General features: G+C 30.6%; 14 protein-coding genes. All 14 read right to left on the bottom strand.

The window, feature by feature from the left end:
* Nucleotides 1-2: 2 nt before the first annotated feature.
* Complete coding sequence (locus tag ACREWB_RS08295; RefSeq protein WP_431546985.1) at nucleotides 3-1,385, bottom strand: V-type ATP synthase subunit B; 1,383 nt, start codon at nucleotides 1,383-1,385, stop codon at nucleotides 3-5.
* Nucleotides 1,378-3,150 carry a V-type ATP synthase subunit A gene (locus tag ACREWB_RS08290; RefSeq protein WP_431546984.1) on the bottom strand — a complete coding sequence of 591 codons (1,773 nt, stop codon included), beginning with the start codon at nucleotides 3,148-3,150 and terminating at the stop codon, nucleotides 1,378-1,380. The genes ACREWB_RS08295 and ACREWB_RS08290 overlap by 8 nt, the downstream gene beginning before the upstream one ends.
* 17 nt (nucleotides 3,151-3,167) lie before the next feature.
* The gene (locus tag ACREWB_RS08285; protein WP_431546983.1) at nucleotides 3,168-3,476 is read right to left on the bottom strand and encodes a V-type ATP synthase subunit F; all 309 of its coding nucleotides are present in this window, start codon (nucleotides 3,474-3,476) and stop codon (nucleotides 3,168-3,170) included.
* A complete protein-coding gene (locus tag ACREWB_RS08280; protein WP_431546982.1) occupies nucleotides 3,469-4,470 on the bottom strand; it encodes a V-type ATP synthase subunit C in 1,002 nt (333 codons plus the stop codon). The genes ACREWB_RS08285 and ACREWB_RS08280 overlap by 8 nt, the downstream gene beginning before the upstream one ends.
* Nucleotides 4,471-4,537: 67 nt before the next feature.
* Nucleotides 4,538-5,137 carry a V-type ATP synthase subunit E gene (locus ACREWB_RS08275; RefSeq protein WP_431546981.1) on the bottom strand — a complete coding sequence of 200 codons (600 nt, stop codon included), beginning with the start codon at nucleotides 5,135-5,137 and terminating at the stop codon, nucleotides 4,538-4,540.
* 47 nt (nucleotides 5,138-5,184) lie between these two features.
* Nucleotides 5,185-5,661 (bottom strand): V-type ATP synthase subunit K, encoded by a 477-nt coding sequence (locus ACREWB_RS08270; protein WP_431546980.1) that lies wholly within the window; start codon nucleotides 5,659-5,661, stop codon nucleotides 5,185-5,187.
* Nucleotides 5,662-5,674: 13 nt separating this feature from the next.
* Nucleotides 5,675-7,642, bottom strand: a complete 1,968-nt coding sequence (locus tag ACREWB_RS08265; RefSeq protein ID WP_431546979.1) for a V-type ATP synthase subunit I — start codon at nucleotides 7,640-7,642, stop codon at nucleotides 5,675-5,677.
* On the bottom strand, nucleotides 7,629-7,955 hold the full coding sequence (locus ACREWB_RS08260) for an ATPase (RefSeq protein ID WP_431546978.1): 327 nt from the start codon (nucleotides 7,953-7,955) through the stop codon (nucleotides 7,629-7,631). The genes ACREWB_RS08265 and ACREWB_RS08260 overlap by 14 nt, the downstream gene beginning before the upstream one ends.
* A 188-nt stretch (nucleotides 7,956-8,143) precedes the next feature.
* Entirely contained in the window at nucleotides 8,144-9,871 is a 1,728-nt protein-coding gene (locus ACREWB_RS08255; protein WP_431546977.1) for a B12-binding domain-containing radical SAM protein, read from the bottom strand.
* Nucleotides 9,846-10,385, bottom strand: a complete 540-nt coding sequence (locus ACREWB_RS08250; RefSeq protein WP_431546976.1) for a class I SAM-dependent methyltransferase — start codon at nucleotides 10,383-10,385, stop codon at nucleotides 9,846-9,848. The genes ACREWB_RS08255 and ACREWB_RS08250 overlap by 26 nt, the downstream gene beginning before the upstream one ends.
* 79 nt (nucleotides 10,386-10,464) lie before the next feature.
* Complete coding sequence (locus ACREWB_RS08245; RefSeq protein WP_431546975.1) at nucleotides 10,465-11,166, bottom strand: zinc dependent phospholipase C family protein; 702 nt, start codon at nucleotides 11,164-11,166, stop codon at nucleotides 10,465-10,467.
* Between the two features lie 39 nt (nucleotides 11,167-11,205).
* The gene (locus ACREWB_RS08240; protein ID WP_431546974.1) at nucleotides 11,206-12,504 is read right to left on the bottom strand and encodes a PQQ-dependent sugar dehydrogenase family protein; all 1,299 of its coding nucleotides are present in this window, start codon (nucleotides 12,502-12,504) and stop codon (nucleotides 11,206-11,208) included.
* Between the two features lie 76 nt (nucleotides 12,505-12,580).
* On the bottom strand, nucleotides 12,581-13,135 hold the full coding sequence (locus tag ACREWB_RS08235) for a ferritin-like domain-containing protein (RefSeq protein ID WP_431546973.1): 555 nt from the start codon (nucleotides 13,133-13,135) through the stop codon (nucleotides 12,581-12,583).
* Nucleotides 13,136-13,222: 87 nt separating this feature from the next.
* A complete protein-coding gene (locus ACREWB_RS08230; protein WP_431546972.1) occupies nucleotides 13,223-13,744 on the bottom strand; it encodes a hypothetical protein in 522 nt (173 codons plus the stop codon).
* Nucleotides 13,745-13,879: the final 135 nt, after the last annotated feature.

Genomic DNA, 13,879 nt, shown 5'->3' with positions numbered 1-13,879 from the left:
TTTTACTCACCCTCTTTTAGTGGTAAGTATTTTTCTACAAATTCATCTCTAATTCTCTTAAGTTCATTTCTTGGTAGAATAGATAGAAGCTCCCATCCTAAGTTTATTGTTTCATCAATTGTTCTATTAGTTTCAAACCCTTGTGCAACATACTGTTTCTCAAACTCATCTGCAAATATTGCATATTTTTTATCTGCTTCAGATAAGGCTGACTCACCTAGTATAACTGCTAGCTCTTTTGCTTGCTTACCTTGAGCATATGCAGCAAATAATTGGTTCATAGTATCAGCATGGTCTTCTCTTGTTTTATCTTTACCTATACCTTTATCTTTAAGTCTTGATAATGAAGGCAAAACATCTATTGGTGGCATAATTCCCTTTTTATAAAGTTCTCTACTTAAGATAATCTGACCTTCTGTTATATATCCTGTTAAGTCAGGAATAGGATGAGTTATATCATCTTCAGGCATTGTTAAAATAGGGATTTGAGTTATTGAACCTTCAAGACCTTTAATCCTTCCTGCTCTTTCATATAGCATAGCAAGGTCAGTATAAAGATATCCTGGATATCCACGTCTACCTGGAACTTCTTTTCTTGCAGCTGAAACTTCACGTAACGCTTCACAGTAGTTTGTAATATCAGTCATAATTACAAGAACATGATATCCTTTTTCATAAGCAAGAAATTCTGCTGTAGTTAACGCCATTCTAGGTGTAGCAATTCTCTCAATAGCTGGGTCATTTGCAAGATTCATAAATAACACAGTCCTATCAATGGCTCCAGTATTCGTAAAATCATCTACAAAGAATTGTGCTTCTTGAAAAGTTATGCCTATTGCTGCAAATACAACGACAAATTTTGATTCTGAATTTAATACCTTCGCTTGTCTTGCTATTTGTGCCGCAAGTTGCGCATGTGGAAGACCTGAACCAGAAAATACTGGTAACTTTTGTCCTCTAACTAGTGTATTAAGTCCATCAATAGCTGAAATACCTGTTTGAATAAATTCAGAAGGATAGTCTCTTGCTACAGGGTTTAATGCTTCTCCATTTATGTCTAATTTCTTATCAGGTATAATTTTGGGTCCACCATCTTTAGGTCTACCAAGTCCGTCAAAGACTCTTCCCAGCATATCTTCAGAAACGCCAAGTTCAAGCGGTCTTCCTAGGAATTTAGCCTTACTACCTTTTAAGTTAATTCCTGCAGAACTTTCAAATAATTGGACCATTGCCTTATCTTCATTTATTTCAAGAACTTTTCCGCTACGTATTTCGCCAGTCTGTAGTTCTATTTCCACTAGTTCATCGTAACAAACGCCTTCAACTTTTTCTACAACCATCAAAGGACCTACAACTTCTGTTATTGTTCTGTATTCTTTAAGCACTAGCAACCCCTCCTTCCGTTATCAATTTTTCAACTTGCTCAGATAATTCTTTGTATATATCATCAATTTTTGACATCTCAGTTTCTGGAATATACTTTGCCCTTGCTATTTTATCTCTTACTTTCATTTCTAATATGTTCTTCAAATAAACGCCAGCTTTTAAAGCTCTTTCAGCTTCATGATGGAATGTTATTACCAGCTTTAACATTTTATATTGTTTATCTAAAGATGCATATGTATCAACCTCATGAAAAGCATTTTGTTGTAAGTAATCTTCTCTAATTGTCTTTGCAACTTCTAATTTCAATCTATCTTTTTCAGATAGTGCATCTACTCCTACAAGTCTTACTATTTCATCAAGTTTTGATTCTTCTTGAAGTATTATCATAGCTTTAACTCTAAGCTCAGTCCAATCTTCTGCAACATTCTCATTCATCCAACCAGTTGTCTGATCTAAGTATAATGAATAAGACTCTAGCCAATTTATTGCTGGAAAATGTCTTTTATAAGCAAGTTGAGCATCTAGTCCCCAAAATACCTTAACTATTCTAAGTGTTGCTTGAGTAACTGGTTCAGATAAATCTCCACCTGGAGGTGAAACTGCACCAATAACTGTAATAGCGCCTACCCTATCGCCGTCTCCAACGCATTTTATCTTTCCAGATCTTTCATAAAAGTCAGCTACACGTGAACCTAGGTATGCTGGATACCCCTCATCACCTGGCATCTCTTCAAGTCTACCTGACATTTCACGAAGAGCCTCTGCCCATCTAGACGTAGAATCTGCCATTAATGCTACAGAGTATCCCATATCTCTAAAATACTCTGCAATAGTTATTCCAGTATATACAGAAGCTTCTCTAGCTGCAACTGGCATATTAGAGGTATTAGCAATTAGCACTGTTCTTTTCATAAGTGATTCGCCTGTTTTTGGATCTTTTAGTTCTGGAAACTCATTTAAAACATCTGTCATTTCATTTCCACGCTCACCACAACCTATATAAACTATTATTTCAGCATCTGCCCATTTTGCTAATTGATGCTGAACTACTGTTTTACCACTTCCAAAAGGACCAGGTACACATGCAGTACCACCTTTAGTTACTGGAAAAAATGTATCTATTACTCGTTGACCTGTAACTAATGGCTCTACTGGATTTAATTTTTCAGCATATGGTCTTCCACGCCTTACTGGCCATTTTTGCATTAATGTAATTTCTTTAATACCATCTTTAGTTTCAACTTCTGCTATCATTTCCTCTACAGTGAATTCTCCATCTTTTATAGAAGTTATAGTTCCAGAAATCCCCTTAGGAATCATTATCTTTTGAGTGATAACAGTAGTTTCCTGAACTGTACCTATTTGATAACCATATGAAACTTCATCTCCAACTTTTGCAGTAGGAACAAATTGCCATTTTCGTGTCCTATCTAAAGGTGGAACATTCACGCCTTTTGTTAAGAAATTACCAGCTATAGCTCTTATTGCTTCAAGAGGTCTTTGAATACCGTCAAACATTGATTCCATAAGCCCGGGTCCAAGTTCAACACTTAGTGGTTCTCCTGTAGTTTCTACTGGATCTCCCGGTCCAAGACCTGATGTTTCCTCATATACTTGAATGGAGGCTCTATCGCCTCTCATTTCGATGATTTCACCAACAAGGCCTTTTTCTCCAACCTTAACTACATCGTATATATTAGCTTCTTCCATGCCTTTAGCAACAACTAAAGGACCTGAAACTTTTACAATTTTACCGATTTTCAAGTTATCTCCCTACCTTTCTATAAAATATTTACGCCCACCGCTTTTTCTACATTATCTCTAATTCTTTGCATTCCTATATTAAGTGAGCCCTGATTACTTGGTATTAATATAATGGCAGGAAGCATCTGTCTATTATATCTTTTTATAGTTTCATTTAAATGCTGAGCTATTTGCTCTGTAACAAATATTACTGCATAATTATTAAATGCCATTTTATCTATAACTTTTTTAGCCTCTTCAATTTCAATAACAGGGTATACGTCAATTCCAAGGGCTTTAAAAGCAAGTATTGAATCTTTATCTCCAACTACTCCTACTTTATGCATAAACCTCACGCACCCTTTCTCTTATAACGTCAGTACTAACATTGTTTAATTTGCCAACCATAATTATTCTTATTATCTTTATCTCAGTTTCCTTTGCAGCAATATATGCAAATATAGGTTCTGGACCAAAGCTAACATATTTGGCATCTTTTAAATATTTCATGATGAAATTTTCTGAAAGCTTTTCAAGAGTTGAAAGTTTACCTGTTTGGATATACTCTTCTATCCCTTGTGTTATAACTTCCCCATATTTTGATAGTGCAAATTTATTTGCCATGTTTTCAATAGGCTCATTGAAGGCTTTCATTAAAATGTCGTCATCTATATCTCCACCAGCAAGCATTACCTCTTTAAAGAAATTAATATTCTTTTCTTGTTTTTTTAATCTGATAATTGTTTTTATATTAGTAAAATCTATACTTCTTTTAACATAACTAATAATAAAATCAATTTTTAAAACTTTTGCCCTAGCTAACATATCTATATACATAAATTTGTCTATTATAGTATCTATCTTTTGCGGGTCTTTAAGTTCCTCATAGCTTTTTTCTGTTTTGAGTATACCTTCTTTCATAATAGGATTTAAATCCCTATATTCCATAGTTTCAATATATAATTTTAACTTTTCTATATCTATTGTACCTACTGGAATTAACATATGTGAAAAGTCCTTATCTAAAGTTCTACCCTTTAACAGCACCTTGATATTATGATAATCATATTTCAAACTCATAATATCCACTATGGCGCGGTCAGGAGAAACTTTATACATAAGGGAATATACTCTTTTCAACTCCTCTTTAAGTAATACATTGTAGTCCTCTGCTATTTTTATAGTTCCCATCAAACCTGCATACTCAGTTTCCTGCAAGATTTTAAGAACATCTTCAGCCGAGTTACTATCAATCATTCTCTCAATCTTTACTTTATTAAGGAGTCTTGTTTCTAATACTCTCAGCCTAGCCACAGCTTGTGTGAAATTCATATTATCCATATATGGCTATCCTCCTTATTTTGCTCAGGAGTAGATATCAATTATCAATTGCTATCTTCCCTTAAATTTATTTGAATAGTTGTTCAACGATTTGTGCTTCCATTTCATCTCTTAAAGAATTAACTAAGCTTTCAAAAGTATTATTAATCTCTATACCATTTTTAAGCACTATAAATCCACTATTTATATCCCTAGACTCAGAGCTAAAAGTTAACTTTCCTATCTTTCCTGAAGTTTTTAGTGCTGTATTTATTTCAAGTAAAAAGTCATCACTTACTATTTCTTTATATTTCCCAGGAAGTATTATTTCTTCATCTCCTGCTATTTCCATTGATAGAAGGTATCTTTTTAAAATTTCAAGATATTCACTTTCGTTTATTTGTAGAAGCTTTTCTAACGCTCCTACAAACACCTTATCAATCATTGTTTGCATAGCAACTAACTTTTCATTTCTCACTGTTAGCTGAGAATTTGATACAATCCTTTGTTTTGCTGTACTAGCTTCGATCTTAGCTTTTTCTAACATCCGAAGTTTTAGTGTTTCAGCTTCTTTGATTTTACTTTCTACCATTGATACCTCTGTATCCTTAGCTTCTTTCAATATAGCTTCTGCTTTAGTATTAGCATCTTCTATTATCTTAGCTGTTAAGCTATCTATTTTTGACATATATTCACTTCCTCTAACTACTTAGTTTTAAAATTAAAATTTTTTAACTAAAATTTCTTAAAAATTAGAATTATTGAAACTACGAATGCTAATATTGCATATGTCTCAACCATTACAGATAGTATAATAGCTTTTGTAGTATGTTCTGGATTTTTAGCTAGTATTGCTATACCAGCTGCAGCTGTTTTAGCTTGAGCTATTGCTGAATATAATCCTACAAATGCTATTGGTAAACAAGCCATAAATAAATACATTCCAGTACCTAACTCCATATCTACAGCTAATCTAGGTAATAACATTATACCTATAACAAAACCATAAAGTCCTTGTGTACCTGGTAACAATTGAAGTATAAGCGCTTTACCAAATTTCTCTGGTTCTTCAGTTGTAAGTCCCGCAGCCGCTTCTCCAACTATACCTACACCTTTTGCAGATCCTATACCTGGTAAAAATACCGCTAAAGCCATCCCTAGTGCAGCAAAAACAAAACCACCATTTTTAACAAAAAAGTCCATAAACGTCATAATTAATTCCTCCTTAAATTTTCATTTCATTTTTTACATTAACATATTGATTTTTTGGTTTAAAAGCTTTGAAGGCTTTTCCGCCACCTTCATAAAACTTACTAAAGTATTCTACATATTGAAGTCTTGCACTATGAACATAAGCACCTAGAGCACTTAAGAATAAATTAAACATTTGTGCACCCACAAATATGAATGCTCCTAAAATAATATTATATGGTGTTGGTAACATTCTAATAATGGTATTAAATGCAGATGCTATAAATCCACCTGCAAGGCCGAGAGCCATAAGCCTTGAGTAAGAAACCAAATCTCCTATGTAACCGGTAATACCATATAAACCATATATTCCTCCACCGATTTTTCCGCCTAAGCCTTTACTTTCTCTCCCTTGTGTTAATATAAGTCCAACCATACCAGCTATCATAACCCATTTACCCATATTGCTTACAGTTGCACTTAATTTTACAAGTGGACCGCCTATGAATAAAAAAGCACCAGTTAATGCGAAGTACCATGTTAGAACATCATAAACAGCATCCATTGGCTTGCCATCTTTAATTAACATATAAGCTTTTACTCCAAGACCAAAATAAACTTGAAACACACCTAGTACTATTGATATTGCCAATATCATCATTAAATCCACTTCGGGCTTTATTATGCTATTATTAGATATTAGCGGAATTAAATCTCCAAAGAAACTTCCATAAACAACACCTGCAATAGTTGTTGGTATGCTTAATACTAAGAAAAACTTAACAAACTTTTTTTGACCCAGATCTAAATTGAATTTCTTTAATGCCATTAGCGCAGCTACAAACATTATTATGCCATAACCAATATCAGCTACCATCATCCCAAAGAATACCATATAAAAGGGAGTAAGTAATGGAGTTGGGTCTAATTCTGAATACTGAGGTAAACTATACATTGATGTTACTGACTCAAAAGGTTCTACAATTGAATTATTCTTTAGAAGTATAGGTACATCAAGATCTTCCTTAGAAGCTTCTTTTAGCTCCAAATAAAAATCTTCTTTTGTTATAGCTTTTACAACGTCTTCAAGTTCACTTGCTAAATCTGTGGGTACCCATCCTTCTATAGCAACTACAGACTCTGTTTTTAAGAAATTCTCGCATGCTGTAGCCTTTATATGTTTATTTGATAAATATTCATATACTACTTTAAAATCTTCTATATAATCACAGTCATGCTTTATTTGCACATTTATTCTTTGTTCCTCTTTTGTTATTTCAGCTAATCTTTTGTTTGAATCCAAAACAATCTGAGCTGGAGTACCATCATATGCAAAAGTAATTTCATTAAATCTATTTTGTTTAAGTATCTCTTTAGCTTCATCTTCATACTCTTTATATATTAGTACGATTACATTTATTTCGTCTTTTACTTCACTAATAACTTCTAAATATGAATATGGAATTTCACTTTCAAATTTCTCTCTAAAAGTATCTTTAAATGCTTTTGGAAGAGATCCCATTAGAAACACAGAAGACTTTAACTGCTTTAAATCATTGAACGTAGCATCTAGTGTTTTCCAAGGAGTTAATGCTTCTATTTCAGTATTGATTTTAGTTTTTTCATTTTTCATTTTGGTTAATTCAGAATCTTTATCTTTTATTTTTTTGTAATTCTCTTCATAGTTTGATTTTTTAGCTAAAGTTTCTAACTCATCATAATTCAATAAGTTTTTACCCTTTACTAAAGATTTTATAGCACCTTCTTTTTCTGCATGCTTTAGTAATAGTTCAAGGGCAAATTTTACTTTGGCCTGCTCACCTTCTATATAAGAAACTTTATCTTTTTCTGAGTCTTTTACAAGTGATTGTAAATGTTCTTCTTCAAATTCTTGTAGGTTTATAAATTGAACATTTTCAAATTTGTGAAGGCTATCTAGCAAAGTTTCTTTTTGTGATTCAAAGGCAAACAATGTGAATTTACTCATTTTAACTATTGCCATTATTTTTCACTATCCTCTCAACCACTATATTAACAGCCTTTTCAAATCTTTCATTTTCCAAATTTAGTATACTATCCACTTCTGTTTTGCCACTTTCAGAAATTGGTTCGGAAGTTTTTTCAGCTTCTTGCTTAGCAGTTTCAATTATTTTTTTAGTTTCCCCTTTTGCATCCTCTAAAATCTTTTTATATTGCCCCTGAGCTTCAATCTGAGATTTTTTTAAACTATCCTTGCTATCTGAAATTGCCTTATTTATAATTTCTGCTCCTTGCTGCTCTGCTTTTTTTATATTCTTTATTGCTTCTAATGCCAAAATATCACCACCTTTTATAATAGTTTACTAAAACATCCATAGTTAACTATTAATACTTTATGTAGTATTAATTACACCTTAATCACTCTAGTTTTATTATACTAATTTTAAGTATAAATTTCAACTCATTTTTCAGATTTCAACTAATATTCACAATATTATATCACTTTCATGTCACAAAAGCGGTTTTAAAGTGGTTTTATAGTTGAACTTACAAGATTAGTTACATCAATTATATCACTATTAATATCATAAACTAAGTAATGATTTTCGTATACAATAGTATTATTATCTATATAATTCAAAATATTAATCATAAATTTTTCAACATGAATGCTATTTAGATTTTTCACACTGTCACTTTGTACTATTATATCTTTAATTGTTCTTTCTACTGCCTTATCTAAATCTCTAGTTAAAAAATCTGGCAACCACTTTTTTTTGTTATATTTAAGATAGTCATATTTCACAATTTCTTTTAAAACAAAATTGTCTTCTTTAAGCACCGACTCATTGAATTCAATAAATATTTTATAATAATCTACCGAAGAAATACTTCTGCTTAAATATCCACTTTCATGGCAAAATAGACCTAGTTCATAATAGAATTCAAATGGTGTACTAAATTTTTCCACAAAATATTTTAAAATAGTGCTAAATTTTTGTGAATTATAATATTTATCAAGCATTTGTTCTACCTTTTTTAGTATTACTAATTCATCATAACTTATATCCCTTGTTTTTAAAATTTCATAAGGTGGATAAGGTGCATACACCATCCCCCACTGCTTCGCTTCATTTGTCATATCTGAGCCCTTAAGTAACTTTAAAAATCCTAATTGTATTACTTCAGAATGAATATTATAAACATCATTAAAGGATTTTTTAAAAGACTCATAATCTTCTCCAGGAAGACCTGCTATTAAATCTAAATGCTGATTGATGTTTCTCATTCCTTCTAGTTCTTCCACTATTTCTTTTATATCATTAAAATTCACAAATCTATTTATATTATTAAGTACTACGGGATTTGTTGTTTGTACCCCAACCTCAAATTGAAATCTTCCTTTTGGTGCCTTAGCTAAAACGTCTAACTCCTGTCTGTTTAGAATATCCGCTGAAATTTCAAAATGAAAAGTTATGTCAGTATCTAGATTTATTAAGTATTCCCAAATCTCTAATGCAAATTTCGGGTTACAATTAAATGTTCTATCAACAAACTTTATGAGTCTTACTTTTTTATCAACAAGGAATTTCAATTCTCTTTTTACCCTTTCAGTATTTAAAAATCTAACTCCGTGCGTAGTAGATGAAAGACAATATTTACAATTAAAAGGGCATCCCCTGGATGCTTCGTAATAAACTATTTTATTAGTAAGTTCTTCATCATTATATGGGAAAATAATCTCATCCATATCCATTAAAGGTCTTTTACCATTATAACCTATAATACCATTATTTCTATAATATAATCCTAAAATATTTTGAATATTATTTTCATTGTCACTACTAGTCTTACAATTGTTCTTATGGGTAATTTTCAAGTTAATAAGTTCACTATATGTTACTTCGCCTTCACCCTCTATTACGTAATCGCCTGGTTGTTCTTTAAGAAAAGCCTCAGAGTCATAACTAACCTCTGGTCCACCATAAAGAATCTCAATTTTACTATCTACAAGCTTTATAAGTGATGCTATCTTCTTAACGTATTGAATATTCCATATGTAGCAAGAAAACGCCACAAGATTAGGCTTCTGCCTTAAAATCTCCTCTAAAATTCTATCAACCTTATCATTGATTGAAAATTCCATAATATCACATTCATAATCTAGATCTTCAGCGTATGTTTTTAAATACCTTACTGCCAAATTACTGTGAATATATTTTGCATTAATTCCTACTAGGATTACTTTCATCTTCTGATTTTCCTTTCTTTTTGCATATCATATAATAGATATTATCTGAATTTTTAAGTGTTAATACTTCAAAATAAGGTTTTAAAATTTTTATTGTATTTTCCTTAGAACTATTTTTAAATATGTTAAAATCTTTTGTGGATATTTGTTTGGTACTTTTATCAGGCAAGACCACTTTTATTGTTGAATTAAAAGTTTTGAAAAATCCCTTATCTATGTCCCATATATATAGAAGTCCTTCTGGTTTTAAAAATTCATATATATCCTTTATTATTTTCTTTCTAGTATGTGCATATTTCATGTCACTTAAAGTAAGGAATAGTGCGCAAACGTCATATTGACCCTTTTCTATTCTTATCTTTTCCTCTTTGCCTTCTAAATACTCTATACTGCTGCTATCATCAAGATATTGTTTATATATATTATATATAATCCCATGGTTTGAAAATCCTATATCTAATATGTTACCTTTAAAAATTTCTTTCTCTAAACTTATAAAAACCTCCTTTTTCAATTATTGACCCCCTCGTAAATATAATTTGCATGTTCTATTTATTCTTCAAAAACAAAATAATTCCTTTAATATAAAGGAATTATTTATTAATTTCATTATAAAAGTTTAACATTAAGCCAGCAGTGGTCTTTTGTGATCTTTGCACAATTAGTGTAGATATTTTTTTGTATCTATCTTCTCTATTTTTTACATTGGCATAAGCTAAATATGTTTTATTAGAAAATAATGCATTATTCTTTATATAATCCTCTATATTCTCTTCATTTATAATTTCGTTGAAAATAGGAAAAGAATAATCACTCATTAATCTACTTATAATCCAAAGCTCAAAATTTCTATGACTTTTTAGAAGCTTATTGTTCACATGTTGGGGAACTGTAGCATCTTGAACTAAATGACAAGCTGCTCCAAAATAAAAGAGCGCTTGCTTTTTATCTCCTGCTTCTATAAATTTCAAAGCACACTTATAATACTTTTCAAATTCTGTCAAGGCATTTGAAAATCCATATAGACCAGTTCCCTTAACATGATGATAAAAGTGATTTGTGCTTTTAAAATCTTGATCCGCCCATGCTACTCCGCTATTTAATTCTTTTATATATCCCTTGTAAAAGCTATGGACTTCACTATAGCCCTTATTTTTCAATATTTCGATAGCTTGAATATTTATAAATTTATGGACAATACAATGAGTTTTCATAACCTTTTTTTTAATTGGATTTACTGTTATCATAAGTCCTCTTAATGTTTTCCCATAAGTAGCTTCGATTTTATTCTTCAAAATGTTCACCTCTTAATTTATTATAAATCCACCTACATTTTACCTCTTTTTGCTTAAAGCAACAAGTATGCTAACTATTAAAGTTACCACTACTATTAATAAGTAGTAACTAAACCTTTTCGTTCCACTTTCTATAATATCCACTTTAATTCTTTCTATTCTAACAAGATATCCATTTGTAGAATCTAACGCTATTAGACCATCAAAAAACTTAATACTAGATATATAAGTACCTTTTTCAAAGTTAATTTTTTCTTTAAGCACACCCAAACTATTCAGACTATATATACTATTATCATTCTTTTCATAGAAATATATACAACCTAAGTCTCCTAATATTCCTTTTGTATCAACTGCTAAACTAACTAAACTATCTACTGCTTTATGTTGATAAATCGGCGCTTTGGGATTTGTTGTAGGGTGTTTATCTAAAATAAAAGGTATAATGCTGTTATTTAATCCACTAAATTTAGGGGAACTAACTTCATCTCCACCCGTATAATCTGGAAAACCATACCATGCATTTTTTTTAATCTGGTATATATAATCACTATCACCTTTTACTGGCCTTAAACCTCTATCCTCAATCCCTCCCACAGTAACCACTACTTTACCCTCACTGTTAATATCTATGCCCTTCATATTCCTTATACCCCAAGCAAAATTTGCCTTTGCTCCTGTTTTTAAATTATAGATTATAATTGAAGAATTCCCTGGCACATGTTCCGTAATAATTTGCCCTTTTATATTTTTAGTTTTATATGGAACAAATGCTCCAGTTTTTTCTTTTGTAAAATTTATTCCTTTAACTGTTATTTTCTTTGGAGAAATATCATGATTTACAGGATAATCCTCTAACCACTTATTATCAGGACCTACTACTCCAGAATTTGTTGCAGCACCTATAGTAACAAATATATAATCACCATAAATCTTAATCAAACTCTTATTATAATCTCCATAATTAGGTATGTCCTTAATTATTTGTTTATCTTCTTTAGATATTAAATTATAAGAGTAGACTCCAGTCCCTGATGCATAATATAATATTTTATCATTATAATCCAAACTGTTTATACTCAATTTCTTATCTTCAAATATATCATATGATTTTCCTACACTATCAATACACTGTATGCTATTTTTGAAAGCTATATAGTAGTTTCCCTCTTTGTCCACAGTAAAATCTACCGCTTCATTTAATCCTTTAAAAAGTATTTGTGACTTTATACCTCCATCTTTTACTGTAATCTTATATTCTGTAAGGAAACCTTTCATTGAAAATAGTGCAAAAGCCATTGTGGCTAAAATAACTATAAATCCAATGGTCTTTTTCATACTTCCCCCCTAAATTATAAATACTCTAATCTATATATATTTACATAGATTAGAGTATATGTATTAATAAAAGGCGTTAATTACTTTTGGCAATTTTTATATGATCCCTTTCAACTTCTGATAGTGCAATAAATACTTGTTTAACATTAGGATTAACAATTTTTTTTATATTTTTTTCATAAAACCGCGATGCATGAATTTCTCTATCTTCTGCCAGGTTCATTAGGCTTTGGTCAGTCTTATGTTTACTATAATCTATGCTTACAAGTTTAGGCAATTCTTTGAATCCACCTAGTTTCATGTGCACTATAGCATGCATCCGCTCAATCGTTGAAAGTGCTTCAAAAGTTTCTTTAATTTCTATGCTACTCGCAAGAAGCGCTGCTGATTTATAAAAATCGGAATTAAATATTTCAAGTTTCATAGCATGATCAAGTATTACTAAATTACTAGGATCTAAGCACTCACAAGGGGCCTCAAATAACTCTTCGCTTTCAACTATATACTTAGCATTTACACCACAAAACGGACAATATTTAATACATTTACTCTTGTTATCTTCCAGTAGGCCCTTATTATTTATATTAAAATTTTTTATATTTATATCCATACCACAAATCAAACATCTCATATTTCTATTATACCCCCATGTTTTTTTGGTTACAACAATCATTAATAAGAATATTTTAACACAAAAACTCCCCCTAAGGAGAGTTTTTTATATAATATATTTATTTACAAAATCATCAACCACACTACTCGTATCAAATTTATTTATATTCCTAAGGTTTATTTTAATCTTTTCATTACTGAAAATCAGTGTATTATTAGAAGATTTTATTTCTTCTTTGATTAAATACCCAGTAATAAATTGGTTATCATTAATATAGCTATGTAAGTATATACTATTTTCATATAAATCTATAACAATAATATCGCCCATAATATCACTCTTATATTCTAGTATTTCGTTATTTACAACAGAAAATTTTCGAATAGGTTTTAAGCTTCCATCCTTATTGTATCCTTTATATAATAAATAACTATCATCCACTTCACTACTAACCCCATCAGAAATTATTAAGCTTAATTTACTATCATATTTACTTAAATAGTTCTTTTTTAGCAAATACTCACTAATTTTATTACAATTTCTAATTGCCTCATTAATTTTAAAATTAAAAAATTGTTTTTTAAAAAAAGATGATTTCACTGACTGTTGCGCAATTTGTTCGCTCACTTTAATCCCCCTAAATATTCATATCGTGTAAAACTATGTATTAATTTCTGTTATATATTATGTAAAAAGCATTTTATATTAATTTCTTTTCGAATTATATTGAATTTTCAATTATATTTTCCTAGTACACTTGGT

This window comes from Clostridium sp. (genome assembly GCF_050717635.1).
In the GTDB taxonomy this organism is placed as follows: domain Bacteria; phylum Bacillota; class Clostridia; order Clostridiales; family Clostridiaceae; genus Clostridium_AD.
Note: the sequence above shows the minus strand (reverse complement) of the source record. Positions and strands in the feature narration are given on the sequence as shown.

Bases quoted from the DNA above. Each gene is read 5' to 3' on its own strand.
- ACREWB_RS08270 (WP_431546980.1), bottom strand. From the start codon at position 5,661: ATGACGTTTATGGACTTTTTTGTTAAAAATGGTGGTTTTGTTTTTGCT.
- ACREWB_RS08235 (WP_431546973.1), bottom strand. From the start codon at position 13,135: ATGAGATGTTTGATTTGTGGTATGGATATAAATATAAAAAATTTTAAT.
- ACREWB_RS08240 (WP_431546974.1), bottom strand. From the start codon at position 12,504: ATGAAAAAGACCATTGGATTTATAGTTATTTTAGCCACAATGGCTTTT.
- ACREWB_RS08255 (WP_431546977.1), bottom strand. From the start codon at position 9,871: ATGAAAGTAATCCTAGTAGGAATTAATGCAAAATATATTCACAGTAAT.
- ACREWB_RS08275 (WP_431546981.1), bottom strand. From the start codon at position 5,137: ATGTCAAAAATAGATAGCTTAACAGCTAAGATAATAGAAGATGCTAAT.
- ACREWB_RS08280 (WP_431546982.1), bottom strand. From the start codon at position 4,470: ATGGATAATATGAATTTCACACAAGCTGTGGCTAGGCTGAGAGTATTA.
- ACREWB_RS08265 (WP_431546979.1), bottom strand. From the start codon at position 7,642: ATGGCAATAGTTAAAATGAGTAAATTCACATTGTTTGCCTTTGAATCA.
- ACREWB_RS08285 (WP_431546983.1), bottom strand. From the start codon at position 3,476: ATGCATAAAGTAGGAGTAGTTGGAGATAAAGATTCAATACTTGCTTTT.